At 67.7% G+C, this 26,115-nt stretch carries 24 protein-coding genes, 1 tRNA gene and 1 pseudogene; 7 read left to right on the top strand and 19 right to left on the bottom strand.

What is annotated here, in order from left to right; all coding sequences use genetic code 11:
* Positions 1 to 2 precede the first annotated feature (2 nt).
* The gene (locus tag J2Y46_RS10260; RefSeq protein ID WP_045297497.1) at positions 3 to 329 is read right to left on the bottom strand and encodes a carboxymuconolactone decarboxylase family protein; all 327 of its coding nucleotides are present in this window, start codon (positions 327 to 329) and stop codon (positions 3 to 5) included.
* Positions 330 to 521: 192 nt separating this feature from the next.
* Here J2Y46_RS10260 and J2Y46_RS10255 point away from each other — a divergent pair, with 192 nt between their 5' ends.
* From J2Y46_RS10255 to J2Y46_RS10245, 3 genes are read left to right on the top strand one after another with little or no spacing between them, the layout of a single operon-like run.
* Positions 522 to 908, top strand: a complete 387-nt coding sequence (locus J2Y46_RS10255; protein ID WP_310242090.1) for an SHOCT domain-containing protein — start codon at positions 522 to 524, stop codon at positions 906 to 908.
* Positions 909 to 941: 33 nt separating this feature from the next.
* Positions 942 to 1,355 carry a hypothetical protein gene (locus J2Y46_RS10250; RefSeq protein WP_045297495.1) on the top strand — a complete coding sequence of 138 codons (414 nt, stop codon included), beginning with the start codon at positions 942 to 944 and terminating at the stop codon, positions 1,353 to 1,355.
* A gap of 11 nt (positions 1,356 to 1,366) precedes the next feature.
* Positions 1,367 to 1,816, top strand: coding sequence for a DUF6325 family protein (locus tag J2Y46_RS10245; RefSeq protein WP_245619521.1), 450 nt, complete (start codon positions 1,367 to 1,369; stop codon positions 1,814 to 1,816).
* 1,177 nt (positions 1,817 to 2,993) lie between these two features.
* On the opposite strand, the gene J2Y46_RS10240 is transcribed toward J2Y46_RS10245, so the two are convergent.
* The 11 genes and pseudogenes from J2Y46_RS10240 to J2Y46_RS10190 all read right to left on the bottom strand — a co-directional run bounded on the left by J2Y46_RS10240 (position 2,994) and on the right by J2Y46_RS10190 (position 14,585).
* A complete protein-coding gene (locus J2Y46_RS10240) occupies positions 2,994 to 3,632 on the bottom strand; it encodes a TMEM175 family protein (RefSeq protein ID WP_310242087.1) in 639 nt (212 codons plus the stop codon).
* Between the two features lie 192 nt (positions 3,633 to 3,824).
* A complete protein-coding gene (locus tag J2Y46_RS10235) occupies positions 3,825 to 5,492 on the bottom strand; it encodes an FAD-dependent oxidoreductase (RefSeq protein ID WP_310242085.1) in 1,668 nt (555 codons plus the stop codon).
* Positions 5,470 to 5,724: a UBP-type zinc finger domain-containing protein gene (locus J2Y46_RS10230; protein ID WP_310242082.1), complete on the bottom strand. Its 255-nt coding sequence runs from the start codon at positions 5,722 to 5,724 to the stop codon at positions 5,470 to 5,472. The genes J2Y46_RS10235 and J2Y46_RS10230 overlap by 23 nt, the downstream gene beginning before the upstream one ends.
* A 20-nt stretch (positions 5,725 to 5,744) precedes the next feature.
* Positions 5,745 to 6,241, bottom strand: a pseudogene (gene trxA / locus J2Y46_RS10225) (thioredoxin).
* A complete protein-coding gene (gene clpB / locus J2Y46_RS10220; protein ID WP_310242078.1) occupies positions 6,238 to 8,871 on the bottom strand; it encodes an ATP-dependent chaperone ClpB in 2,634 nt (877 codons plus the stop codon). Before clpB ends, trxA begins: the two are co-directional and overlap by 4 nt.
* Positions 8,862 to 9,191: a chaperone modulator CbpM gene (locus J2Y46_RS10215; protein ID WP_310242076.1), complete on the bottom strand. Its 330-nt coding sequence runs from the start codon at positions 9,189 to 9,191 to the stop codon at positions 8,862 to 8,864. The genes clpB and J2Y46_RS10215 overlap by 10 nt, the downstream gene beginning before the upstream one ends.
* Positions 9,188 to 10,153: a DnaJ C-terminal domain-containing protein gene (locus J2Y46_RS10210; RefSeq protein ID WP_310242074.1), complete on the bottom strand. Its 966-nt coding sequence runs from the start codon at positions 10,151 to 10,153 to the stop codon at positions 9,188 to 9,190. The genes J2Y46_RS10215 and J2Y46_RS10210 overlap by 4 nt, the downstream gene beginning before the upstream one ends.
* A complete protein-coding gene (locus J2Y46_RS10205; protein ID WP_310242072.1) occupies positions 10,154 to 10,636 on the bottom strand; it encodes a nucleotide exchange factor GrpE in 483 nt (160 codons plus the stop codon).
* Positions 10,637 to 10,668: 32 nt separating this feature from the next.
* Positions 10,669 to 12,561: a molecular chaperone DnaK gene (gene dnaK / locus J2Y46_RS10200; protein ID WP_310242352.1), complete on the bottom strand. Its 1,893-nt coding sequence runs from the start codon at positions 12,559 to 12,561 to the stop codon at positions 10,669 to 10,671.
* 98 nt (positions 12,562 to 12,659) lie between these two features.
* Positions 12,660 to 13,505: an MEDS domain-containing protein gene (locus J2Y46_RS10195; protein WP_310242071.1), complete on the bottom strand. Its 846-nt coding sequence runs from the start codon at positions 13,503 to 13,505 to the stop codon at positions 12,660 to 12,662.
* Positions 13,506 to 13,649: 144 nt separating this feature from the next.
* Positions 13,650 to 14,585 carry a hypothetical protein gene (locus tag J2Y46_RS10190; protein ID WP_310242070.1) on the bottom strand — a complete coding sequence of 312 codons (936 nt, stop codon included), beginning with the start codon at positions 14,583 to 14,585 and terminating at the stop codon, positions 13,650 to 13,652.
* A gap of 291 nt (positions 14,586 to 14,876) precedes the next feature.
* Between J2Y46_RS10190 and J2Y46_RS10185 the strand changes: the two genes are divergently transcribed.
* Together J2Y46_RS10185 and J2Y46_RS10180 are read left to right on the top strand one after the other, a co-directional pair.
* Positions 14,877 to 14,943: transfer RNA gene (locus J2Y46_RS10185), tRNA-Thr, on the top strand.
* Positions 14,944 to 15,102: 159 nt separating this feature from the next.
* Entirely contained in the window at positions 15,103 to 16,698 is a 1,596-nt protein-coding gene (locus J2Y46_RS10180) for a carboxylesterase/lipase family protein (protein ID WP_310242069.1), read from the top strand.
* Positions 16,699 to 16,741: 43 nt separating this feature from the next.
* Here the strand turns inward: J2Y46_RS10180 and J2Y46_RS10175 are convergent, their stop codons facing one another.
* Complete coding sequence (locus tag J2Y46_RS10175; RefSeq protein WP_045297491.1) at positions 16,742 to 17,047, bottom strand: NIPSNAP family protein; 306 nt, start codon at positions 17,045 to 17,047, stop codon at positions 16,742 to 16,744.
* 311 nt (positions 17,048 to 17,358) lie between these two features.
* Here J2Y46_RS10175 and J2Y46_RS10170 point away from each other — a divergent pair, with 311 nt between their 5' ends.
* Both J2Y46_RS10170 and J2Y46_RS10165 read left to right on the top strand, forming a co-directional pair.
* Positions 17,359 to 17,697: a hypothetical protein gene (locus J2Y46_RS10170; RefSeq protein WP_045297490.1), complete on the top strand. Its 339-nt coding sequence runs from the start codon at positions 17,359 to 17,361 to the stop codon at positions 17,695 to 17,697.
* A gap of 81 nt (positions 17,698 to 17,778) precedes the next feature.
* Positions 17,779 to 18,054, top strand: coding sequence for a hypothetical protein (locus J2Y46_RS10165; protein WP_310242067.1), 276 nt, complete (start codon positions 17,779 to 17,781; stop codon positions 18,052 to 18,054).
* Between the two features lie 40 nt (positions 18,055 to 18,094).
* On the opposite strand, the gene J2Y46_RS10160 is transcribed toward J2Y46_RS10165, so the two are convergent.
* From J2Y46_RS10160 to J2Y46_RS10135, 6 genes are all read right to left on the bottom strand, one after another.
* Positions 18,095 to 19,075, bottom strand: coding sequence for a cation diffusion facilitator family transporter (locus J2Y46_RS10160; RefSeq protein ID WP_045297560.1), 981 nt, complete (start codon positions 19,073 to 19,075; stop codon positions 18,095 to 18,097).
* A gap of 5 nt (positions 19,076 to 19,080) precedes the next feature.
* Positions 19,081 to 19,551, bottom strand: coding sequence for a hypothetical protein (locus J2Y46_RS10155; RefSeq protein WP_310242065.1), 471 nt, complete (start codon positions 19,549 to 19,551; stop codon positions 19,081 to 19,083).
* Between the two features lie 132 nt (positions 19,552 to 19,683).
* Entirely contained in the window at positions 19,684 to 21,555 is a 1,872-nt protein-coding gene (locus tag J2Y46_RS10150; RefSeq protein WP_045297487.1) for an alkyl/aryl-sulfatase, read from the bottom strand.
* 39 nt (positions 21,556 to 21,594) lie between these two features.
* On the bottom strand, positions 21,595 to 23,253 hold the full coding sequence (locus tag J2Y46_RS10145; RefSeq protein ID WP_310242062.1) for a SulP family inorganic anion transporter: 1,659 nt from the start codon (positions 23,251 to 23,253) through the stop codon (positions 21,595 to 21,597).
* 57 nt (positions 23,254 to 23,310) lie between these two features.
* Positions 23,311 to 24,147, bottom strand: coding sequence for a mechanosensitive ion channel family protein (locus tag J2Y46_RS10140; RefSeq protein WP_310242060.1), 837 nt, complete (start codon positions 24,145 to 24,147; stop codon positions 23,311 to 23,313).
* 320 nt (positions 24,148 to 24,467) lie between these two features.
* A complete protein-coding gene (locus tag J2Y46_RS10135) occupies positions 24,468 to 26,009 on the bottom strand; it encodes a M20/M25/M40 family metallo-hydrolase (protein WP_310242058.1) in 1,542 nt (513 codons plus the stop codon).
* Between the last annotated feature and the right edge of the window lie 106 nt (positions 26,010 to 26,115).

Below are 26,115 nucleotides of genomic sequence, written 5' to 3'. Positions count from 1 at the left end.
CCTCAGTCGCCTTCGCCGATGCCGAGGTCGTCGGCGTAGCCCAGTGCAAGTGCGATCCGCGGGGCTTCGGCGACAGCCCGGGGAAGTCCGACGATCCTGACGAGATCGTCGAGGACCGCGATGATCTCGTCGGAGCTAACACCGGCCACGATCGCGTCGTCCACAGCGGTGCGCATCGAGGCCTCGGGAGCCGAGACGGCGATCAGCGCGGCGATCCGCATCAGCGTCGTGGTGCGCCAGTCCAGCTGCATCGTCGGAGACAGGTCGTGATGCTCGGCAAGTCGCGGGTCGTTGATGCAGTAGCGCCGCAGCAGCTCTGGTGCGTCCATGTGCTCGCATCCTTTCGTGGCGCAGGTGTGCCGGCATCCACCGCAATTCCATGTCTCCCATGCCGATCGTGCACCATTCAGACTGTGTGACCTTCACGCGATTCGGATGATGCGACCCCTATGAGGCCCTCGCTAGCGTGGCGGTCGTCGGCCATGTGGCCGCTTCTGCTTACTGCTGAGAATGGGAACTTCATGGGCTTCTTCGATTTCCTGCTGTGGATGCTGTGGATCTACCTCGTCGTGATCTGCATCTGGATCTTCGTTTGGATCTTCATCGACATCTTCCGAGACCACACCCTCAATGGGTGGGCAAAGGCGCTGTGGATCATCTTCCTCGTCGTGCTGCCGTTCCTCGGCGCGATTATCTACCTCATCGCCCGCGGTGGTTCGATGGCCCAGCGTCAGGCGCGCGACGCGCAGGCCGCTGCGCAGGCGAACGCCGACTACATCCGCAGCGTCGCCGGCACGCCGACGTCCTCGCCCGCGGGCGAGATCGAGCGTGCGCAAGGCCTGCTGTCGTCCGGCGCGATCACGCAGAGCGAGTTCGACGCCCTGAAGACGAAGGCTCTCGCGGGCTGACCGCGTCCATCCTCTCTACCGAATGGAAGAATCATGAGCAGCAACGACACCGCCGTGACCGGCTGGGTGGGCTGGGGCGTCTTCGCCGCGATCGTCCTGCTGATCGCTGGTTTCATCGACGTCCTGCATGGACTTCAAGCTCTCATCGGGCCCGACACTGCCTACTTCCTCGCAGAGTCCGGTCTGTTCTCGATCGATGTGCAGGGCTGGGGATGGTGGCACCTCATCTCCGGGCTGTTGCTCATCCTGGTGGGCTTCGCGCTGCTGGCCGGTGCCACGTGGGCACGGGTGGTCGCGATCATCCTGGTGATCATCAATGCGATCGGCCAACTCACCCTGGTGGCCGCTCAGCCGTGGCTGTCGATCACCGTGCTCGTGCTCGACATCCTCGTGATCTACGCACTCACGGTTCACGGTCGCGAACTCCGCGCCCGACACGACGCATGAACGGAGCAGAATTGACAGACACCGACAACCGGCCGGACGACGAACTTGGGCCCATCGACTACCTCGTGGTGGAGTTCCCCCCGGGACAGACTCGCCTGACGGGCGAGGCCGCCGCCGAGCTCGTGGCTCTGGCCGCGAGCGACACCATCCGCGTCCTCGATCTGATGATCGTCTACAAGGGCGAGGACGGCTCGATCGACGTCGATGAGTTCGAAGACATCGACGATCTCGGCGACCTGGCGCAGATCGAGGCGACGCTCGCCGAAGTGCTCGCCGAGCAGGACCTGATCGATATCGCCGCGGCGATGGATCCGGGCAGCGCCGCCGCCGTGCTGGTGTGGGAGAACACCTGGGCCGCGCCGTTCGCCGTGGCGTTGCGCCGAGGCGGCGGACAGCTGATCGCCTCGGGGCGCATTCCCACGCAGGCGCTCATCGCATCCATGTCCAAAGAAGGAGAATGACGATGCCTATCGGAATCGGACGACTGGGTCGCGTCGGAATGATCGGCCGACCGGTGGCGCGTACCGCCGCCGTCGTCGGGACGGCGAAAGTCGTCTCGAACGGCGTGGACCGCCGCCAAGACCGTCGACAGGACCGGCGCGAACGCCGCTGACACCGCCCGGGTCGAGGACCGCCACCGGCATGGCGGCGGTCCTCGACCCGGGTCGTTTCGTCACAGACAGCGCCCCATCGGGCGGGCCAGCGAAGAACCATGAGCGACGTCATCAAGCCCGGATGCACCACGGCCATACCCGCGCAGATCCATTCCCGACCGCGTCCCGACCCGCATAGGCGATCTCGACTTCGCAGACGGTCCCTGAGCGGTCGCCCAGCTGGCGCGCGAGCCTGTCGAGGTGACATACAGTTCGGTGACGCGCTCCGTTGTCGAGCATGCAGCGATCCGCGCCGACGAGCTGTCGAGCGGCGCGTTGCGGGTATGGCTAAGTGGACATGATCCGGTCACCGGCGAAGAGCGCGGCAAGACGTTGCTGCGCTCCGACTGTCCACCTACTCCATCACCAGGTAACGAGGCCCTTCGGGGGACAGACTTGCATCCAGCAGGGTCGCCAACGATGGGTGATTGAGCTGAGCCAGCGCGCTCGCCTCTCGATGCACGCGGACCGGCGAGTCGAGCACCTGCGCGTCGTCCTTGAGCAGCTTGATGGCGACCGAGGACCACGTTCTCGGCTCGGTACATCTCTGCCATGCCACCTTCACCGACACGCTCGTGCAGCAGGTACCGGGCGTCCAGGAGCGCGGCCGTGTCGGGCTGTTCGATCGGGTACGTCACGCTGGTGTCCTCCCCGCCGCATCCGCGGCAGCACTGGCGTCGACTGCGGCCGAGTTGCCCGCGGCACGACAACGGAAGCACAGGGTTGACAGGCAGGGCGGCAGTAGTTCGTGACCGCCGGCCATCAGCAGAACCGATGCAACGGACCACCGCGACACGCCTGGCCTACCGCGATCCACTCAGCAGCTCGGCGATCCCATCGCCAGCTCGGCCAGTGCGGGTAACGCGGTGGGATCCACGTGCGTGCGCCGAGTAAGCGGCCTCGTCTCAGGCGGCCTCGGCTCGGCATCCGCCGTCTGGTCATCGACCCCGGAGGCCTCCGCCCCAGTGGTGGGGTTTGCGGTGCATCAGCGCGCGCTGTTGGTGCTGTCAGATGGGGTACGACGGTGAAGGATGGCCGGCTGCTGGTCGTGGCCGTGGCTGGTGAAGGCGTAGTAGGCGGGGACGAGCAGGAAGACCACCGATCCGATGAGCGGGTGAACGAGGACACCGGCCGCGCCCGCCGCCAGGTAGAGCACGACCCCGATGAGCGCGCGCGGGCGTTCTCGCGCGAAGTAGGAGTCCTCGATTTCGTCCTTGGTGAGTTCGGGATGTTTCGCGAGGTAGGAGAAGAAGACCAGCCACGACAGGCACAAGAGGGCCCCGACGATGGCGTACAGCCCGACCGCGACCTTCTCGTCGGTGGGGTCTCCGGTTCGTGCCGTCTCGGCGATCACCGCTGTCGGCCAGGGCACCAAGGCCAAGGTCGCAAGGATCCCCAAGTTCGCCCACTGCAGGCCCACGTCCATCTCTTTGATCCGGGTGAAGGCGGCCTTGTGGTTCATCCAGATCACTGCGAGGTAGAGGTAGGACGCCGCGTACGCCAAGTATGTGGGCCACTCGTTCAGCAGGCCTGACAGCAGTTCGCCCTGCTCGGTCTCGGGCGGCCGGAGATCGAGCACGAGGAGAGTGATGACGATCGCGATGATGGCATCGCTGAAGGCCACCGCACGACTGGGGTCCGCCCGCGGGGGCTCTCGCCGCCGCCGGCGCCGGGGCTGTTCATCGTCGCTTGTCACGGCCATGTCCTCTCTGATGCCGGTGCCGGGGCCTGCTGATGAGTGAGGGCTCGGCCAATGACGGCGGACCACCGCGGCGATCGCGTTCGATCTAACGCTCCTCCCGTACCTCAGAGGCAATCACCTTCTTCCCGCTCGGACGAGATGCTCGTAAACGAGGCGCACGGCCACTGCGCCGTCACCGACGGCCGACGCGACCCGCTTCACGGACCCACTGCGCACGTCCCCTATGGCGAACACGCCGTCGGTCGAGGTCTGGAACATCGCGGCGCCTCCCAGGCCGACGCCGGTCATGATGAACCCGTGTTCGTCGAGTTCGACTGTGCCTTCGAGCCATCGGGTGTGCGGCTCGGACCCGATCAGCACGAAGAGGGCGGTCGCTCTGAGGGATCGGCGCTCGTCGGTTCTCACGTTTCGTACAACGACCTCTTCCAGGCGTTCATCGCCGCGCAGTTCGCAGACCTCGCAGTTGTTCCACACGTGCACCCGGGGGGCCGCCCTGATCCGTTCCGCCAGATAGCGGGACATGTCGCGGCTCAGGTCGTCGTGGCGGATCACGACATTGACATCAGTCGCGGTCCGGGCCAGGAACATGGCCGCCTGCCCGACGGAGTTCCCGCCCCCGACGATGAGGACCGGGTTCGCCCGGCACATCCGCGCCTCGAACTCAGTGGCGGCGTAGTAGACGTGGGGGCCCTCGAACCGATCCATGCCGGGCACGGTGAGACGGCGGAAGCGCACTCCGGTCGCGACCACCACCGTGTGTGCCTCGACACGAGCCCCGTCGGTCAGCTCGATGGCGAAGCGGCCATCGAAGCGTTGGAGCGACTCCGCCTCGCCGGGGATCATGAATGTGGCACCGAATTTCCGGGCCTGGACCACCGCTCTGTCCGCGAGCTCGGCCCCCGAGATACCAGCCGGGAACCCGAGATAGTTCTCGATCTGGGACGACGTCCCCGCTTGGCCGCCCGTCGCGATCGCGTCGAGCACGACCGTCGACAGTCCTTCCGAAGCCGCCGCCACCGCGGCGGCAAGGCCCGCCGGTCCCGCGCCGACGACCGCGATGTCAACCGCGGCGTGCGGCGGCGCCTTCTCGCGAAGTCCCAGAAGCTCGGCAAGCTCCGTATTGCTGGGATTGCGCAGGACCGTCCGCCCCTTCCAGATGACGATCGGCGTCTGGTCGGGCGAGATGTCGAACGCCCGCAGAGTGCTCTCGGCCGCGGCGTCCTCCTCGAGGTCCTCCCAGCGGTAGGGCACACGATTGCGGCTGGCGAAATCCCTCAGCCGCCGGGTGTCGGCAGAGAACCGTGAGCCGATGATCCGCAACCCGATGCCGAGGCCCGCGTGGAAGCTGCGTCGGAGGATGAAGGCTCGCAGGATCAGATCCCCGATCGCTTGATTCTGGGCGACAGCCTCCTTGGCCCGGTCGTACGCGATCTCCAGGACGTCGACGTCGGTCTGGGCGACGGCCGTGACGTAGACGGCCTGGCCCATCAGCATCGACAGATCGCCCACGAAGCGCCCCCGCCCGTGGACGGCGATCACTCGCGGAGGGCCGTCCGGGTCGTCCTCCTGAACGACTCGGACGCGCCCTTCCAGGACGACGAACAGCCCGCAGTCGCGGTCTCCGGCGCAGAACAGCATCGAGCCCTTGGCCAGCCGCTTGAGGTCACCGTAGGGGCGGAGCAGCATGATCTGCTCGTCGGAAAGCCGAGGGTATGCCCCGCTCGTGTCGGGTGTCTCGGGCAGGTCGGCGAGCTCGGACTCAGACGAACTGCTCGTCGGCATAGCACCACCTCCAGCTCTCTCCCGACTCGATCGAACGCACGATCACGTGGCCCGTGGTGGCGGCGTGAGCGCGCGCGTGACGCATCGGCGACGAGTCGCAGCAGCAGATCTCCCCACAGGTGAGGCATTGCCGCAGGTGCACCCAGGGGGTGCCGAGGCGGAGGCATTCCTCGCACCCTCGCGCTCTGGGCGGCCCCACCGGCCGCACGAGCACCAGGTGCGCATCCTGCATGACCCGTCCCGCGCCCGCGATCATCGCCGGTCCCCGCCGTTCGCGTCGTTCGTCGCCGCCGGCTTCGTCTCTCCGCTGGGCAGGTGCTGCGTGAGCCAGGTACGCAGGACGTGTGCGGGAGCGGCGCCGACCTGTTTCGCGATCATCTGTCCCTCGTGCATGAGGATCAGCGTCGGGATCGCCTGGATCTCGAAGCGGCGACTCACCTCCGGCGCCTCGTCCGCGTTGATCTTGACGAGCTTCAGCTTTCCTGCGAGCTCGGTCGCCAACCGCTCGAGCACCGGACTGACCATGCGGCAGGGACCACACCACGGCGCCCACACGTCGACGAGCACGGGCAACTTCGACCTCTCGACCACCGTGGTGAACTCCGCGTCGGACGTGTCGACCACCCACGGCAGCGGCTGTCGGCAGTTTCCACACCGGGGGCCCCTGCGGCCACGCCGGGCACCCGGTTCTTCGTGCCGCAGTGCGGGCAGACCACGACCGTGGTCGTCCCCTCCTGAGGAGTGCTCATGCTGCCGCCTCATGATCCTCGGGTCGCCTCGGCACGACGGTGAGTTCCCCGTCGGCCAGGTCGATCACGATGGTGGAGTCATCCGACAGCTCGCCCCGTACGAGCGCACGCGCGACGCGCGTCTCCACTTCACGAGAGATGAACCGCCGCAACGGGCGCGCGCCATACGCCGGGTCGAAGCCCTCCTCCGCCAAGAACCGCCTAGCCCGCTCGGTGGCCTCGATGGTGATCCGCTGCTCCGCCAGACGCTGCCGCAGCTCGTCGAGCTGGAGGTCGACGATGCGTTCGATCTCAGCGAACGTGAGCGGCTTGAACAGCACGATCTCGTCGATCCGGTTCAGGAACTCCGGCCGGAAATGCGATCGGAGCGCACTCATCACCTGCGCGCGGGCCTCCGGCAGCACATCGCCGTCTCGGGTGACCCCCTCGAGCAGGTACTCCGAGCCGAGATTCGAGGTCATGATGATGACGGTGTTGCGGAAGTCGACGGTGCGCCCGTGGGAGTCGGTGAGCCGGCCGTCGTCGAGCACCTGCAGCAGGATGTTGAAGACGTCGACGTGTGCCTTTTCGATCTCGTCGAGCAGCAGCACCGAATAGTGCTTGCGGCGAACCGCCTCGGTGAGCTGACCGCCCTCCTCGAATCCCACGTATCCGGGCGGCGCCCCCACGAGCCGGCTCACCGTGTGCCGTTCCTGGTACTCGCTCATGTCGATCCGGATGATGTTCTCCTCGCTGTCGAAGAGCGCCTCCGCGAGCGCCTTCGCCAACTCCGTCTTGCCGACTCCCGTCGGACCGAGGAAGACGAAGGAGCCGATCGGACGGGTCGGGCTCTTGATGCCGGAGCGCGCCCGGATGACAGCATCCGTCACCAGCTGCACGGCCTCGTCCTGGCCGATCACCCGCTCGTGGAGCAGCTCGTCGAGGCGGAGGATCTTCGCGCGCTCGCCCTCCTGGAGTCGGCTCACCGGGATACCCGTCCACTGGGCGACGATCAAGGCGATTTCGTCGGCGGTGACGACCTCGCGCAGCAGGCGCCTCGCGCCCTGCTTGCTCTCGAGTCGATCTTCGCTCGCCTTGAGGCGACGTTCCAGTTCGGGGAGCTTGCCATGACGCAGGCTGGCGGCCTTGTTCAGGTCGTACTCGCGTTCGGCTCGTTCGCTCTCCAGTCGCACCTGCTCGATCTCCCGCCGCAGCGCCTGCACCTCGCGCAACGCCTGACGCTCCGCTTCCCACTGTGCCCGCATGGCGTCGGCTTCAGCCCTGAGGTCGGCCAGTTCTTTGCGCAGCTCCTGGAGGCGACGCAGGCTGGCGGTATCCGTCTCCTGGGCCACGGCGGCATCCTCGATCTCGAGGCGGGTGACACGACGGCTGAGCTCGTCCAACTCCGCCGGCATCGAGTCGATCTCAGTGCGCAGCATCGCGCAGGCCTCATCCACCAGATCTATGGCCTTGTCGGGCAGGAATCGCTCCGAGATGTAGCGGTGGCTCAAGCTCACGGCGGCCACCAATGCACCGTCATGGATCTTGACGCCGTGGAACACTTCGAACCGCTCGCGCAGCCCTCGCAAGATGGAGAGCGCGTCCTCGACACTCGGCTCGTCCACCAGCACCGGCTGGAACCGGCGCTCGAGCGCCGCATCCTTCTCGATGTGGGTGCGGTACTCGTCGAGCGTTGTGGCCCCGATCATGTGCAGCTCACCGCGGGCGAGCATGGGCTTGAGCATCTGGCCTGCGTCCATCGCGCCTTCCGTTGCGCCGGCCCCGACCACCGTGTGGAGTTCGTCGACGAACAGCAGGATGCTCCCCTCGGCTGCCAGCACCTCGTTGAGGACGGCCTTGAGTCGTTCCTCGAACTCGCCGCGGTACTTCGCACCAGCGACGAGGGAGGCAAGATCCAGCGCGAAGACGCGCTTCCCGCGCAGGCCCTCGGGCACGTCACCGTGGTGGATCCGTTGGGCCAACCCTGCCACGATGGCCGTCTTGCCGACTCCGGGCTCACCGATCAGTACCGGGTTGTTCTTGCTCTTGCGGGAGAGGATCTGGACGGTGCGGCGGATCTCCGCGTCCCTGCCGATCACCGGCTCCAGCCGCCCGGCTGCCGCATCGGCGACCAGGTCGCGACCATACTTCGCGAGGGCCTCGTAGGTTCCCTCCGGAGTGGCGGACGTGACCCGCTGCGACCCCCTCACTGCGGTCAGGGTCTCGAGGAACGAGTCGCGCGTCACGCCGTGCTGCGCGAGCAGCCGTCCCGCAGCCGAGCTGGACCCTTCGTCGAGGAGCGCGACGACCAGGTGCTCGACGGAGACGTACTCGTCCTTGAGTCGGCGGGCCTCCTGATCGGCGGCGTCCAGGATGCGGTTCAGCCTCTGGGTGACGAACACCTTGCCGGGCTCGACACCCGACCCGGTGACCCGCGGTCGCTTCTCGAGCTCGGCCGTCAGATCCTCCCTCAACCGGTCAACGTCAGCACCGGCACGGGCGAGCAGAGGCAGTACCAGTCCGTCGCTCTGCTCCATCAGGGCGAGCAGGAGGTGCTCGCCATCCACTTCCTGATGTCCGAACCGCAGCGCCTTGGTCTGCGCGTCGTGCAGCGCCTCCTGCGACTTCTGCGTGAGTCTGTTCAGGTCCATCGACGTCCCCTCTCTGAGTGCGGGCGCCGTTGTGATCTCTCGAGATCGGAGATCCGGTCAAGCAGGTCCATCACGAGGCCGAGCGACGCGTAGGTGATGTTCAGACGCAGGTGCAGCCGCTGGATCTTGGCCATCTCCCGAACCTGGGCAGGGTCGAACCAGAGATTCCCCTCGGCGTCCCGGGTGATCTCGAGCAGGCCCAGCGCGACCAGCCTGCGAATCAGGTCGGGGTGCACACCGGTGATCCGGGCGTAGCTGTCCAGGCTCAGTCGATAGGGACGCGCCAGTGGCCACCGCGTTCCCGCGGTCAGGTCGGTCATGGTGAACTCCGCGGGTCGAAGGTCGACTCCCTGCCGAGCTGCTCGAACAGTCGGCGTTCCTGCTGCGAAAGGGCCTTGGGGACCCTGATCTGCGCTTCGGCGTACAGGTCGCCCGGCTTTCCCCGACTGTTCGGCAGCCCACGGCCCTTCAGACGCAGTCGCCGGTGACTAGAGGTGCCGGCCGGTACTTTGACGGTGGCAGGACCGCCGGGAGTCTCGATCGGCAACGATGAACCCAGCGCGGCCTCCCACGGCGCGATGGGCAGCATCACATGCAGATCTCGACCGTCCGTCCGGTAGCGGGGGTGAGGCGCGATGCGCACGATGAGGTACAAGTCGCCCGGCGCTCCGCCACCCGACCCCTGGCCGCCCTGCGCGCGCAGCCGGATCCTCTGGCCATCCACGACACCTGCGGGGATGTCGACGTCAATCGTGCGCTGGCCATCGGCACCACTGATCGACAGGGTGCGCCGGGTTCCGCTATACGCCTCTTCGACACTCACCTCGACCTCCGTCTCCTGATCGGAGCCGTCTACCCGCCCCCACCCGCCCCGACCGCGTCCCCGTGAGCCGAACATGCCGCCCAGCAGGTCCTCCAGATCGACATCACCGACCGACCCGGAGTACTGGAATCCGCCTGGGGCACCGGTACCGGGGCGCGCCCTTGCTCTCCCTCCTCCGAAGCCCGCGCCTGCGTAGGCCCGTGCCCGCCGGTAAGCCTCGGGATCGACGTCTGCACCGACGCGGCGGAAGTCCGGTCCGAACGCGTCGTATCGCTTGCGCTGGTCGGGGTCGGAGAGCACGTCATACGCCTCGGAGAGCTCCTTGAACTCGTCTTCGGCCCCGGGATCCTTATTGATGTCGGGATGCAGCTTGCGGGCGCGGCTGCGATAGGCCCGCTGGATCTCGGACTGATCGGCATCGCGGGAGACGCCGAGGACCTCGTAGGCGTCCCGTGCCATTTACTCGCTCCTGGTCGCAACGATCACCGACGCCGGACGGAGGATCTCGCCATCGGCACCGTAGCCTGGCCGGACCACATGCGCGACGGTACCGGGCACGAGGTCCGCGTCGGCGACGGTGCCGACGGCATCGTGGTGGACAGGGTTGAACGGTTTCCCGGTCTCATCGTCACGCCGGGGGAACCCGAGGTCGGCGAGCACCGCGAGAGCCTGCTGGTGCACGGCCCGCACCCCTTCAGCGATCAGATCGGAGTCGGAGGAGGCATGGTCGAGGGCGCGCTCGAGGTTGTCGACGACCGGTAGCCAGCGGGACGCCACCGAGGCCCGCTCCTGTTCGCGCGCACGGATCAATTCTCTGGCGCTGCGTTTGCGGAAGTTGTCGAGCTCTGCGGCGGTGCGACGCCACGAGTCCTGCAGTTCGGCGATCCGTTGGGCGGTTTCATGCTCGCCCCCGGCCACCGCCTCCGCGGGTACCTCATCCACGGGCTCCTCGTGTCCGGACATCATGGCGGCGCTCAGTGAGCGGTGAACTCGGCGTCGATCACGTCATCGGCGCCGTCGCCCGCCCCGGCCTCGCCGGGCGATGCCCCCGCGGGACCGGCGCCGGCCCGGCTCCCGACGGATGCACGCAGCGCCTGTACCATCTGGTGCAGCTCCCCCGCCAGCGAGCGCAGGCGATCGATCGGCGTCTGCGCGTCGAGAGCAGCACGCGCATCACTCACCAGCATCTCGGCCCGGGCACGGTCGTGCTCTGCGACATTGTCGCCGGCTTCCTTCAGCGCGCGCTCCACCTGGTAGGCCACGGAGTCGAGCTCGTTTCGAGCGTCCACGAACTCGCGAAGCTGAGCATCCTCGCTGCGGTGCGCCTCAGCGTCCGAGACCATGCGCTCGACGTCCTCGGGCGTCAGCGTCGAGGTCTCGCTGATGGTGACCTGCTGCTCGGCTCCGGTGTCCTTGTCCTTCGCGGAGACGTGCAGGATGCCGTTGGCGTCGATGTCGAAGGTGACCTCGATCTGAGGCTCGCCTCGCGGGGCCGGCCGGATGTTCTCAAGGCGGAACCGCGCGAGCACCCGGTTGTCGCTGGCGCGCTCGCGCTCCCCCTGAAGGACGACCACGTCGACCGCCTGCTGGTTGTCCTCGGCGGTACTGAACACCTCGGTTCGACGTGCCGGGATCGTGGTGTTGCGTTCGATGACCTTGGTCATCACGCCACCCTGCGTCTCAAGCCCCAGCGAGAGCGGCGTGACGTCGAGGAGCAGGACATCCTCGACGTCACCCTTGATGATCGCAGCCTGGACGGCGGCGCCGAGCGCGACCACTTCGTCGGGGTTGACCGTCATGTTGGGTTCCTTGCCGCCGGTCAGTCGACGGACCAGGCCCTGCACTGCGGGGATGCGGGTCGAACCGCCGACGAGGATGACCTCGTCGATGTCATCCGCGGTGACCTTCGCGTCCTCCAGGGCCTGCTTCACCGGACCCATGCAACGCTCGACGAGGTCCGCGGTCAGCTGATCGAACGTCGAGCGCATGAGGTTGACATTCAGATGCTTCGGCCCCGAAGCATCCGCGGTCACGAAAGGCAGGTTGACCGCCGTCTGGGTGACCGCCGACAGCTCGACTTTGGCCTTCTCGGCCGCTTCGAACAGGCGCTGCAAGGCTTGCGGATCCTGCCGCAGGTCGACGCCGACATCCTTCTTGAACTCCTCCGCGAGGTAATCGACGATGCGTCGGTCGAAGTCGTCCCCACCGAGGTGAGTGTCGCCGGCTGTGGACCGAACCTCGACCACCCCTTCACCGACGGTGAGGAGACTGACATCGAAGGTTCCGCCGCCCAGGTCGAAGACGAGGATGGTCTCGTTCTCGAGCTTCTGCATTCCATAGGCCAAGGCCGCAGCGGTCGGCTCATTGATGATGCGGAGCACCTCAAGGCCCGCGATCTTGCCCGCGTCCTTCGTGGCCTGCCGCTGAGCATCATTGAAGTGCGCAGGCACGGTGATCACTGCTTCGGTGACCCGCTCGCCGAGCGCCTTCCCTGCATCCTCCGCGAGTTTGCGCAGGACCTGCGCCGAAATCTCCTCCGGAGCGTAGAGCTTGCCGTGGACCGAGAACCTGACAGCGCCGTCCGGGCCGGACACCACGTCGTACGAGACGGTATGGATCTCGGTTTGAACCTCGTCGTACTTGCGTCCGACGAATCGCTTGGCCGAGTAGATCGTGCCCTTGGGATTCATGATCGCCTGGCGCCGGGCCATCTGACCCACGAGACGTTCACCGTTTTCGAGGAACGCGACGACGGACGGCGTCGTCCTGCTTCCTTCGGTATTGGGGATGATCTGGGGCTGGCCGCCCTCCATCACCGCGATCACCGAATTGGTCGTTCCCAGGTCGATACCGACACTTCTGCCCATGAGATGCTCCGTTCGCTCGAAGGCTTCCCCGGTCATGGTCTCGCCGGCGCCTGACTCGGGCATCCCGTGAATGGGTGAACTTGCGGAACGTCGAAGTCTCAGTGACCGGCCTCGGTCGGCAGGCGTTGCGCGTCCGGCGAGCCGTGGCGGAATGACAGGACGGCGAGCTCGGCTCGCGAGTGAATGCCGAGCTTCTGGTAGATGTGCTTGAGGTGAGCGTCCACGGTGTGGGGCGACACGATCAGCTCCACCGCGGTCGCGCGGTTCGTCATCCCCGTGCCGACGAGCCCGGCGACCCGGATTTCGGTGCCGGTGAGCGACCGCCACGGGTCCGCTTCATGCGCACGAACGGCCGGGGCGGTCGGGGCGACGCCATGTGGGTTGTACAGCACAATTCCGCCGAGCAGGGCCCTGGAGTGAACCTTCAGGACGTCAGCGATCACCCCCATCCCGAAATGCCGCACGTCGTACAAGCAGAGGAACACGGCCGGCAACTCCGCCAGAATCCGGATCACCGCCGACTCATAGGAGAAGATCTCCCTCGCGCCGGTCTCCCCGGAGGCGTGGGTAGGTGTCTGGCCGGCGGCGCGCAGCAGCGGACGTCTGTCGTCTGCGGATGACGCCGGGTGCGAGACGAGGTCCGAGATTCGCTGCTGGGGCGACAGGGCGCTGGAGTTGAGATGGGCGTCTGGCGCTGAGTGCAGGTCGATTCGCCCCGACCGGCGGTCGTCGGCGTGACCTGCTCCTCCGTACACCCGCTGCCGCATGCTGGCGGGATCGATCTCATCGATGAAGCAGGCGCACTGATCGCCGTGGCGCACTCCCTCTTGCAGGAACTGCACCAGCAGGCGGTCGCGCTCGACGGGTCCGGAGAAGAGGGCGCAGACGTGAACCCCCGGGTAGACCTCGCCGACGCCAGGGATCCCCATGAGCAGGTCACTCATGAGGGCACTGCCCCGACTCGCGCCATGCGTTCAGGCTGCTGCCATTTCACCGAATAGTCACGGGGGTTGCCACGGTGCGGGGGGAAGAGTACACAGAGCTTGCCGGGTACCTGCGCCGACGGCAGCCCCGGCGCAGTCCGAGTTCTAGGCCCGCTCGCTTGCCAGCCGGGCACGGCGCTCCTCTTCCCGCTTCGAGTACGCAGCCGCGCGGATCGCCTCGTCCGACTCCAGTCCCGTGCCGAGGGCACCGCCGATCGTCGCCGCCGACGCCACGAACCACGCGAGCACGATCAGATCGCCATAGCCGAGCGGGGTTCCGACCGAGTCGCCCATCAGGGCGGGGTCCAGGACGAACAGTGCCCAGGCCAGGTTCACGACGAACAACACCGCGTAACCGATCACGACCCCGATTGCCAGCGTCAGCAGCGTCGAGGCGTTGTAGAGACGGGACCTCTCCCGGGCCTGGCGGGAACTGTCTTCGGGACGGTCCCATAGTTCACCGTCGATGACGATCCAGGCGACGACGATCGCGATGGACACGACCGTCGCGACTCCGAGTCGCCACCCTGAGAGGGAGGCGGCGAGCATCCAGACCGTTGAGTCGACCGTGGCCACCGCCCCGGTCGCCAGTGCCGCCACGAGTGCGGCCTTGAGCCCGGTCGCGAGAAGCCACGGTCGGTTGGCGAGCACCATGCCCACGAGCACCCGCCAACCGGCGATGAGACCGGGCATCGGCACGCGCTGTTCATCGGGCGAAGCGGGTGCGGCCATGCCGTTGACGAGCCCACGCACGGCACGACGGGCGCGCGAGCGAACACGGAACCCGCCGAGCGCGGGGAGCGAAAGCACGGCCGCGTGCCGCTGCGGGTCGAGAGCGGCCAGCAGGTAGCTGCCGTTGTCATCGCGCAGCGGAAGCTCGGTCACCCCGACGACGAGGTCCCACTCGTGGAGGGCGGCATGAGCCTGAAGTCGCGCCAGCGCGACGTCGACCTCCTCTGAACCGAGGGTGAACGGCTCGCTCAACAGCTCGACGTGCCACGCGATTCGATCTTCTCCGTCGGGAGCGACGAGGTCGGTCATCCGCCGCGCGACTTCCGTCGGGGACGCCGGATCGGCCACGATACCCACTCGGATGGACATCACTTCCGCACCGTACACCCAGGGTCACGCCGAAATCTGCACGGAGACGGAAGCGAGCCGATCGACCCGATCCCCGCGACGCGCAGGCTGGTGCGGCACCCCCTCATCGAGCACGCCTGGCCTAAGCCCGGAACCACCTACGTCAGCAACGGCCGACCGCGCGGCCGCATGACCGGACTGTCAGAGGTCCAAAATGCCCGGAATTCCGCGGATTTCGGTGACTGGCATGCGGCTCCCGCGGCCCGAATGAGGTTTCCGGTACCAAAGGTCGCAGGTTCGATTCCTGTCGGGGGCACCAGTCGGGACAAGGGATCGAGAGTCATCAGGACTCTCGATCCCTTTCTCTTTGACGACAAAGTGACAGCATCCGGGGCGCGCCGGCCGCGATCGAGAGCGGCCTGCCCCTTGCGGACACCGACCGATCAGGCTGAGGTGGAGAGGTGAGCAGCGTGCGATCGTGATCGGTCGCCGACGATGGCACGACGACGAGACCGTCGACGTGCAGATCGTTGGTGGCGTGGTGCGCGGCGTGCGGGAACGCGGACTGCTCGCGTGGCGCGGAATCCCTTATGCGGCGCCGCCCGTCGGAAGGAGACGATTCGCGAGTCCCGCGGCTGTGGTGCCGTGGGCGGGCATCCGCGACGCGTCCGACTTCGGCTCAGCCGCCCCGCAGGCGTTGCGCAATCCGCTCGTCCACACGCCGGCGGACGTCATCGCAGCGGACGAGGACTGCCTGACGGTGAACGTGCACGCGCCCCTCTGGGACGATCACGGCTCGAACCCGCTGCCCGTCATGGTGTACATCCACGGCGGCGGCTACAGCGCCGGATCGTCCCGGGATTTCTCGGGACAGGGTGAGGGTTTCGTCCGCGATGGCCATGTCGTGTACGTCAGCTTCAACTATCGCCTCGGGCCGCTCGGCTACCTCGACTTCAGCCGCTACTCGACCCGTGATCGGCGGTTCGAGAGCAATCTCGGGCTTCGCGATCAGGTGGCGCTGCTGAGATGGGTGCGAGACAACATCGGTGCTTTCGGGGGCGATGCCGAGAACGTGACGGTGTTCGGCGCCTCGGCGGGTGGCAACGCGGTGACGACGCTGATGGCAACGCCGTCGGCGCGCGGGCTCTTCGCCCGGGCGATAGCCCAGAGCCCTCCACCTGGCGCGGTCTACCCGTCCTCGATGAGCGCGCGATGGGCGGGCGAGTTCGTCGAGATCCTGCGCGGGGTGCTCGAGTCTCGAGCGGGACACGAGCTGGAGGAGCCTGCCCAGGCACTCCCCGTCGACACCACCGCGCGCGAATTGCTGACGACCGCGGCGCCGGGCGCTCTCGTCGCAGCGTGCACTGTTCTCCAGATGCGCACACCGGACGCCTACCCGGGCATGTTCTGCCTCGCGCCGGTCATCGATGGCGACTTCCTGCCCCACCATCCGCTGCGGGCGTTCCGAGACGGAACCGCGTACCGCGTTCCGCTCGTCATCGGAACGAACAATCGCGAGGGCGCGATCTTCCGGGGCCGTGTGGACATCCTGCCGCGGACTCCAGCGCGGATCGAGGCGCTCTTCGCGCGCGCCCCCGCCGGTTCTCGGCGCCGAATGCGCGCCGCCTATCCCGGGCTCCCCGCGCGACGGGCCGCCGCGGACTTCGGCGGGGACTTCGGATTCTGGTTCCCCAGCACGCAGGTCGCGGACTACCACTCACGCTTCGCGGCGACATGGGCATACCGCTTCGACGTGGCGCCACGACTACTGGAGATCCTCGGCCTGGATGCCACCCATGGCGTCGAGATGTTCGCACTCTTCGCCCGCACCGACCTGGCGATGGCGCGGATCATCACTGCGTTCGGGGGCGCGGAGGAGTACGCGGCGGCCGGTCACCGCATGCGAACCATGTGGCTGCGATTCGCAGCCGGTGCTCCGCCCGAGCAGACGTGGCCGTCCTATCGCGAACCCGACCGGTCCACGTTGATCATCGACGAGACCGATCGCGTCGAGCACGATCCCCGCCGCGAACGACGACGCGCGTGGCATCAGTTCCTCCCCGACATCGGGTGAATGCGCCACAGCGGATTCGCACGCGCGAGGGGGCTGCCGGATGTCAGGAGAAGACCGGAGAGAGGAAGCGGCGCTCGTAGCGGCGGATGCAACCGGTAGCGCGCGCGAACTCGAACGCCTCCTGGCACTCCGGATCTGTCTTCGAGGCGCTCCGGTAGATCTCGTACTCAGCGAGCGAGGGGAAGGTGAACAACGCGAACGCTTCGTCGCTGTCGCCTTCACTGGGCAGGAAGTAGCCGTGGTGGGTGCCGCCGAGCTTGTCGACGAGTCGGATCCACGCGCGGCCGTACTCGGTGAAGTCGTCGAGCTTCTCAGGATCGATCTCGTAGCGAAGATGAACAGTGATCATCGAGGTTCCTTTGCACTCAGCCGTACCGACGAGTCTCACCGACGAGAGGTGGGCGCGACGACGATCGATGCTCCTGCGCGCAAAGGTGGCGGAGAAAGCGCGAGAACTTGGCAGAGGAGCCGTCTTCGTGCTGTCGCGGCGGGCGCAGTGCGACGTCGCAGATGCCGACACATACGGGATCTGAGGCGGGTGTCAAGGGCTGGCTCGCATCCTCCCGCCAGAGGAGCATGGGAAGCGGAGCGGATCGACGTCCTTCCCTTTTTGCGACCCCCAGCGCTTCGGCCGTCGGCATCTCCCCAGGGAGGCCCCTCATGGGCAAGTTGATCTACGAAGGGACCGTCAAGGTCGATTTCGACGACAGGACCCTGGCACACCTTCAACTGGTGATCGGCACCAAGCTGCGCCGGGGCGAACCGTTCCACTTCACGTGGCGGGACGACGCGAGTATCGGGGACGGGCGGACGACGGTGTGGATCCATCCGAGATGCTCGCTGGTCTACAAGTTCTACGGCAGCCGCAAACCGCAGCTGAATCCGGCATGGATCGACGCGCTGGCGTACACGGCGAACTCCCCCACGGGGCTGTATCTCGTGCCGGAGCCGGCGATGCCGCGCGCCGAGGGCGTCGAGGAACACGACCTCGCCGGCTGACGCGTCTGCGTAGACCGCGTGGTTCGGCCTGTCAAGGTGCTTCGCAGGCGGTGCGCGACGGCACTGAGATGAGCGACGGCGATGGGAGTGGTGATGAAGCGGATAGACATCTACTACGGCGGGGACCACTACAGCATCGGAGGTCGCCGCTTCGAGGATCTGCGTGACGAGATCGAGGCGGGGATTTCCGCAGGCCCCTACTGGCTCGAGGTCAACGACGGCGAGGGCGAGATGCGGGTCGCCCATTTGCTGCTGATGCCGGGGGTTCCGCTCGCGATCATCCCCATCCCGGACGAGTTGCCTGCGCCCAGCCCGGACGCGATCTGGTCCAGCGGTGGTCCGCCCTTCGTCGGCTGATCATCAGGAACGGATGCTGCGGCCCACGCGAAGTGGCCGCTCAGGCGTCGCGACGCGATGTGCGATCGCCCGCCGGTTCCGCCTCGTCCGGCAGCGTCGAGGTGGGGATGACGACGACGTCCTGCACCTTCCAGTCGAGCGCGGCGACGGCCTCGCGCGCGTCCTCGATCTCGTTGAGGCGCACGTTGTGGTGCGCCGGCACGACGAACACCTCGACATGGAACACCTGGCCCATGTCACGCATCCGCACGGCAGTCGCGCGCACCCATGGGAACTCCTCCACCCGATCGGCGATCCGGGCGATGAGGGGATGGGGTCGGGAGTCGTCTTCGGTGCGCGCCCGCTGGTCGATGAGGTCGCGGATGGCGGCGCGGCTGTTGCGCCAGCCATCCCACACGATCCCGGCCGAGATGAACAGCGCGGCGGCGCCGTCGAGCCACCACAGCCCGATGCCGACGCCGAGCACCCCGACGATCGCAGCAGCCGTCGACGTCCAGTCCGCTTTTGCCATGTCGGCGTCCGCATACAGCACCTTGTTGTGCAGCTTCGGCGCCAGCTTCGCCTTCGCGTGACCGTAGAAGAACGGCCCGATGACGATCACGCTCATCACCGCGACCATGAACCAGCCGAGCCAGATGGTCCGGCCGAACAGGTACACCGTGCCGATGGACGGGTGCTCGGCCCGCACCAGTCCACCGATCGCCTCATAGGCCAGGTTTCCCCCCACCGCGAGCAGCGCGACGCCCGCGACGAGATGACCGACCCCCATGACGCGGTGATGCCCGAAGGGGAAGGCGCGCGTGGGCGGGCGTCGGATGAACAGCAGCGCGACCAGGAAGGCGATCTGCGGGATCACCGAGAGCATGTCCTCGATCCACGCGGTCCTCATCGCCTGCGAGCCGCCGACCACGAAGGCGAGAAGCCCGATCGTCACCACCGTGTAGCCGATCGTGAACCACTCCCAGCGGATGGCGCTGCGCAGCGCCTTCTGCTGGGTCTCGGGAAGGTCGGTACGGCCCATCGTCTTCACCGCGTCACCTCCCTGTCGAGATAGGCCTCGATGGCCGCCTGCCACGCGTTCTCGCCCATGGGCAGCAGCACGACGACCGGGCCGCGGGCCCCGGGAACGCCCGCGTAGCCGCGGGTGACAGCGACGCTCTGCGACCACGGGGTCGCATCGGTCATCCCTCCGATCGCGAGATCGAGGTCGCCGCCTTCCAGTCCGTCGACGAGGTCCTCCTCGCTGCCCACGGTCCACACGACCTTCGCGTCGATCGAATCGGCGAATTCCTCCACGATGCCGGCGAGCGAACCACCGACGTCGGACCCATCGACGGTCACGAGCTCGCCCGACGCAGACGCACCGGCTCGCAGCTCGCCGCCGCGCGCGCGGTCGAGGGTGCCCTGCGGATCGCTCGGCACTGTGATCGCGCAACCAGCGACGCACAGCGTCAGCACCAGCAGGGGCACGCTCCACAGGCGTCGCCACCGGCTCATGTCCCGAGTCTCACCCCGGCCCACGACGGTCGGGACCGGCCTTGACCCTCCTCGGCCGGACTGCTACCGCATGCCCCCTCACAGTCGCCCGCCGGCGCTGCGGGGGCGGTGCCGGCGAGCGGTGCGACGCGATTACGGCAGGACGATCTCGAAATCCGGGTCGCCCTGGTCGAGCACACCGAGGATCTGCCGCAGCACCCCGGCGTCACCGCGGACCTCGATGCCCTCGGAGTCCGTATCGCCCCCCGCCAGCCGGATGAGGCGCGGCTTCGAGAGCGTGAGCTGCAACGGGGTCTCGGGATCGGCCTCCCGCTCGACGTAGACGAGCACCCCGTTGCGCAGCGTCACGTGGAAGGTGCGACCGAGGTCGGTGAGGGTCACGTCGAGGGCGAGGTCGAGGTCCCACGCCTTCGGTCCGTCGACGCGGATGGCGACGGCGTCGAGGAGCTGCTCGGGCGTGAGCTGGGCGATGATCAGCGGCGCGGCCGCCTGGGTGGGCGTGCCGAAGGTGCCTTCGCGCAGCTCGGTCGCACCTGACAGGAAGAAGTTGCGCCACGTGCCGTTCTCTGAGCCGTACGCCAGCTGCTCGAGCGTGTCGGCATAAAGCGTGCGGGCTGCAGCATGATCGGCGTCGGAGAAGACCGCATGATCGAGAAGAGTCGCGGCCCAGCGGTAGTCACCCGAGTCGAACGCTTCCTGGGCGAGCTCGACCACCCGATCGACGCCGCCGATCGCGGCGACGTATCGCTCCGCCTGAGCCTGAGGCGGGTGCGGCCACAGACGCGCCGGGTTGCCGTCGAACCAGCCCATGTAGCGCTGGTAGATCGCCTTCACGTTGTGACTGACCGAGCCGTAGTAGCCTCGCGTGCTCCATGAGGCTTCGAGCGTCGGCGGCAGCTCGATCATCTCGGCGATCTCGACGCCGTTGTAGCCCCGGTTGAGCAGTCGCAGTGTCTGGTCGTGCAGGTAGCCGTAGAGGTCGCGCTGGATCCCCAGGAACTCACGGATCTCGTCAGTGCCCCACGTCGGCCAGTGGTGGGACGCGAACACCACCTCGACCTCGTCGCCGTAGCGCTCGAGAGCCTCGGTGAGGTAGCGCGACCACATGTGCGGGTCGCGCACGAGCGCACCCCGCAGCGTGAGGAGGTTGTGGAGCGTGTGGGTCGCGTTCTCGGCCATGCACAGCGCGCGGTAGCGCGGAAGGTAGAAGTGCATCTCGGAGGGCGCCTCCGTGCCCGGCGCCATCTGGAACTCGAACTCGACGCCATCGACGGTGTGGGTCTCACCGGTCGCGGTGACCTCGAGGGTCGGCGGGAGGATCGTCGGGTTGCCGGTGGACGTGGTCTGGCCGAGTCCCGCGCCGACCTGGCCTCGAGGTCCACGATCGAGCGCTGCGCCGTACATGTAGCCGGCACGGCGGCCCATCGCCGTGCCCGCGTACACGTTCTCGGCGACCGAGTGCTCGAGGAAGCCCTCGGGAACGATGATCTGCACCTTCCCGGAGTCGACGTCATCCTGGCTGACGATGCCCAGCACGCCGCCGAAGTGATCGATATGGCTGTGCGAGTGGATCACCGCGTGGATCGGCCGCTCGCCTCGGTGCTCCCGGTACAGCCCCATCGCGGCCGCTGCCGTTTCCACCGAGATCAACGGGTCCACGACGATCACGCCGGTGTCCCCCTCGATGATCGACATCACCGAGAGGTCGAGCCCTCGCACCTGGTACAGCCCGGGCACGACCTCGAACAGTCCGTGCTTGGCGACCAGCTTCGACTGCCGCCACAGGCTCGGGTGGACCGACGCGGGCGCGTCGCCCTGCACGAAGTCGTAGCTCGAGGCGTCCCACACGACGTCGCCATCGGCGTTGCGGATCTTCGGATCGTCGAGCGTGCCGATGAATCCGCGGTCCGCCGCCGCGAAGTCGTCCGCGTCGGCGAACGGGAGTGAAACGAGCGCCTTCGCATGGGCTTCGCGGATCGACCCCTCGGGTTCGCGCTGTTGCATGGTGATATCCCTTCGCACCGGCCCCGGCGGCCGGAATCCTCAGTCTTGCGGCGTCGAGCCGGCGGCGGCAAGCGCGGCCACGGCCTCGCGGTTGGTCGAGAAGACGGTCTGCCCCGACAGCAGTCCCAGCTCGTCGAGGCGCGCCTTCGTAGCGACCCGCACCCGGCTGAACGCCAGGCTCACGCCCTGCTCGTCGAGCCACTCCTCGAGCGATGCGAACGCCTCGGCGCCGGTCACATCGATATCGGTCACGGCCTCCATGTCGATGACCACATGCTTCACCGGCTCGTCGGCCCCGGTCACCGCGCGCTTCACTGCGGCGGAGAAGACCGTGCCGTTCGCGAAGAACAACGGCGCCGCCATCCGCACCACCACGACGCCGGGCGCGGTCGTCGCGCCGGCCGCCGCGTCTTCGAGGAGCGACTGCTTCGCGTCGTCGTCGGCGGCGAGGACGTCGATCGCGGGGTTCGCCGCGCGCTTGGCGAGGTTGATGAGGGCGAGCACGAACGCCACGACGATGCCCGGGATCGCGCCGACGAACAGCGTCACGAGGAAGCACACCGCGCCGATCGCGAACTCGAAGCGGTCCTGGCGCCAGAGAACCCGGAACTCCCGGACACCGAGCAGCGGCAGGATCGCGACGCCGACCACGGCGCCGATGGCCGGTGACGGGATGTCGGCGAGCAGCGTGGTGCCGAACAGGAGGAGCAGCAGCGTGCCCGCCGCGAGCACGAGCGACGGGAGTTGGGTGCGGGATCCCGCCTGATCCATCGCGGCGGTGCGCGACGTGGACGAGCCCATCGAGAAGCTCCCCTGTGCGCCGGCGGCGATGTTTCCGAGGCCGAACGCGAGGAGGTCGCGGTTGGCGTGGAACGGATAGCGGTGCTTCTCACCGTAGGACCGGGAGACGAGGAGGCCCTCCGCCGTCGTGACGAGCGTCAACGCGATCGCCGACGGGATCAGTGCCATCCACATCCGCCAGTCGATGACCGGCCAGGTGAGGGTCGGCGGTCCGGCGGGGATCTCCCCCAGCACATCGACCCCCTCCTGGTCCAGACCTGTCAGCACGACCAGCACCGTGGACAGGATCAGCACCACGAGCGCCCAGGGCACGGCCCTCAGGAACCTCTTGCCGAGCAGGAGGACGGCGACGGACACCGCCGAGATCGCCACCGACCACGCGTTGATCGTCTCCAGGTCGGCCACGAGTCCGAACACCTTGTCGACGAACTCCCCACCGGAGTCGATCTTGACCCCGAGCATCTTCGCGATCTGGCTGACCAGGATGTCGAGGGCGAGGCCTCCGACGAACCCGACGAGGATCGGCTTGGAGAGGAAGTTCGCGAGGAAGCCGAGCTTGAACACGGACATCAGCACGAACATGACCCCGCAGATGATCGCCTGCGCGAGTGCGAGCGTGGCATAGTCCGTACTGCCGGCCGTGGCGAGCCCGCCGATCGACGAGGCAACGAGAGCCGCCGCCGCCGCATCCGGCGACACCACGAGTTGACGGGACGACACGACCAGCGCGTAGATGAGCGTGGGCACGACGAGGGCATACAGCCCTGCCGTCGGCGGGAGCCCGGCGATCTGCGCGTACCCGATGTTGAGCGGGATCGCGATCGCGAGGAGTGTCACGCCCGCCGTGAGCTCCGTGACCAGGTTGTGCCTGGTCAGTCCGGCGAGGGGTCGCTGCATACCTGCTCCTGGATACGTGGGGCACAGTCGTGTCCACCTTGGCACGATCGAGCGGTGTCAGACGGGATCGCCGGGCACGAGGGGCGGCACGACCGCCTCGCTCGTCACCGTTGCCGACCACCCGCGCCGCGCCAGTCCCGCGGTGAGCGCCGCGACCACCCCCGACGTGACGGACAGACCTCGCGCGGGATCGTGCCAGAACTGCACGCGCCCGGTGATCCGGGTCTCCGAAACGGCGGTGACCAGCACGCCGACCGCCGCTGGATCGGCGAGCACGCCCTCGGCAGCAGCGGCGGACTCGGCGAGCGCCTCGACGACCTCGTCGACGCCGGCGCCGGCCCGCTCGACGCGCACCTGCACTTCGCTGCGCCTGCCGCCGTGGCGCGAGTTGTTGACGAGGGTCTCGGCGAGGAGCTTCGAGTTCGGCACGTGCGCGGTGCGCCCGTCGGGAGTGGTGAAGACCACGGCGCGGGAGTTGAGCTCGATGACGGTGCCGGTGATGGGCTTGCCGTCCGGCCCTTCGACGGTGATCTCCTCGCCGAGCACGACGGGCTTGCGAGTGGCGATGAGCACGCTCGCCGCGAAGTTGTCGGCGACGCCGCGCAGCACCAGCGCGGCGACGACGACCAGCACGATCACGACGGCCAGCACCGGCTGCACATTCGCGCCGAGGAACGCGAGCGCGATCCCGAAGCCGAGGAGCAGCAGCGTGTACTGGGCGAAACGGGCGGCGAACCTGGTCGCGGCCGGGGTCGCCGTGGGCACGTGGCCCATGAGGTCGGTGACGGCCCGCTTGGCGATGCGCGAGGCGATCCACCCGGCGAGCAGGGCGAGGATCGCCCACAGCACCTGCCACCACGTGATCGGCGTGCTCAGGAACTGGCTGAAGTCCACGTCGTCAGACTACGAGCGGCGCACCGCGGCGGAGCGAGCCTCGCCGGGGCTCCGGCTTCGAACAAGAGCCCCGACGATGCCGGGCGCAAAACGATGATCCCCTCGGTGCCGAAGCGCCGGGGGGATCGTCAATGCGATGTTGGGTTTCCGTGTTCCGGGATCCCTTTCGGGTCCTACGTTCCTGTTGTCCGTTCGCAAGATCGAATTTCCTCCTCGCGAACCCCGTCGTCAAGAGTTCACGAAGAAGTCATCTCGACATGAGGTTGAGGGTGAGGGATGCTGCGCCCCGGCGCAGTCGCCGGGACGCAGCATCCTGTCGATCACTGCGTGGCGTCGTCCGTGAACGCGTCCATGCTCTTGCCCGCACCGTGCGACTTGCCCGGAGCGCGGACGCCGTTGACGCTCGACGTGTCGAACGCGAACGTCATGATGGCGGCGGCCACCGCATCCGAGTTGACGTCGAGCGCGTGCGCGTTGAGGTTGTCGATGTCATCGCAGGGAGCGTGGTAGCACGAGTCGAACGCGACGCCGGCCGTGCCGCCGAAGATCGCCGCCTGCTGGGCGCTCTTGACGCCCTCCGCGCCGGTGAACAGACCGCCCGCGGGGATGCCCACGGCGATGAAGGGTCCATAGTCGCTGCGGCCCGAGAACTCTGTGTCCTGGAACGGCTCTCCGACGCTCGTGTAGTAGTGCTCGAAGACGTCCTCGATCTGGGCGGACCCCTCCGGGATGAAGCCGGGTGCGGCCGTCCCGCTCGAGTTGTCGCCGTCGTAGACACCCATGAAGTAGTTCGGCGAGCCGATCATGTCGAAGTTGAGGTAGAGCGCGATGTCGCCCGCCTGCTCCTCCGACAGCGCGCCCACGTAGTGCTCCGAACCGAGCAGACCGCTCTCCTCGGCGCCCCACCAGGCGAACCGGACCGTGTTGTTGGGCTTGGTCTTCTGCATCTGGATGGCGGTCTCCAGCAGCGCGGCGCTGCCCGAGCCGTTGTCGTTGATGCCCGGGCCGTCCTGGACGCTGTCCAGGTGGGCGCCCGCCATGACGGTGTTGGCGTCGTTGCCCGCCGTGGTCTCGGCGAGCACGTTCCACGCGGTGCGGGTGTCCGCCTCGTAGTCGACCGTCACGGTGACGATCGAGTTCGCCGACGAGAGCAGGTTCGCGCCGGTGGCCGAGGTCGCGAAGACCGCCGGGATGTTGAGCCCGGTGGCGTCGCCGATCATGCCGACGAGGCCGGTGCGGCCCGGCTGCCCCTCGTTCATGACGATCACGCCGGCCGCGCCCGCCGCCTGCGCGTTGAGGACCTTGACCGCGAATCCGCACGTCCCGCGCTGGACCAGGGCGATGCCGCCCGCCGGGAAGCCGGCGAAGTCCGTCGACTCGCATCCGCTGGTGTTGCTGTTCGGCGGGAGCGCCGCGGACGGGTAGACCACGCCGACGGGCACGAGCGGCCCGGTCGCGGTGCCCTTGGGGCTGCCGCTGTCGAAGTTGTTGCGGAGGAAGTCCGACTCGTCGACGAACGCCGTGGGGTTCGGTGAGACGCGGATGAGCTCGCTGTTCTCCTCGACGTAGTCGAATTCGAACGGCTGCACCTGCGGCGTGTACCCGGCGGCGGTGAGCTGACTCACGACGTAGTCGACGGATGCCTTGTACCCCGGGCGTCCGGCGGCACGGTCGCCGTACTGGTCGGCGATGTCCTGGAACGCCTCGAGATGGTCCAAGACGGCGTCGAGCGTCACGGCTTTCGTGATCTTCTTCACCGAGTTGTTGTTCGGTGCCGCGTACGCGGGACTTGCGAGAGCGACGGTGGCGACGAGGGCGGTCGCGGTAGCGACAACCCAGGCGCGCCTGGTTCTCATGGGCATGGTCGTGCCTCTCCGCCGGTGACCCCTCTGGCACCGGCTTCCTGCGGGGATGCTCACATACTCCGCGTTGGCACGGCCAGTCCCACGAGGGGCACTCTCATCGAGC

This window comes from Microbacterium sp. BE35, assembly GCF_031457705.1.
In the GTDB taxonomy this organism is placed as follows: domain Bacteria; phylum Actinomycetota; class Actinomycetes; order Actinomycetales; family Microbacteriaceae; genus Microbacterium; species Microbacterium trichothecenolyticum.
The sequence above is the reverse complement of the archived record's forward strand: the minus strand, read 5'-3'. Positions and strand labels throughout refer to the sequence as shown.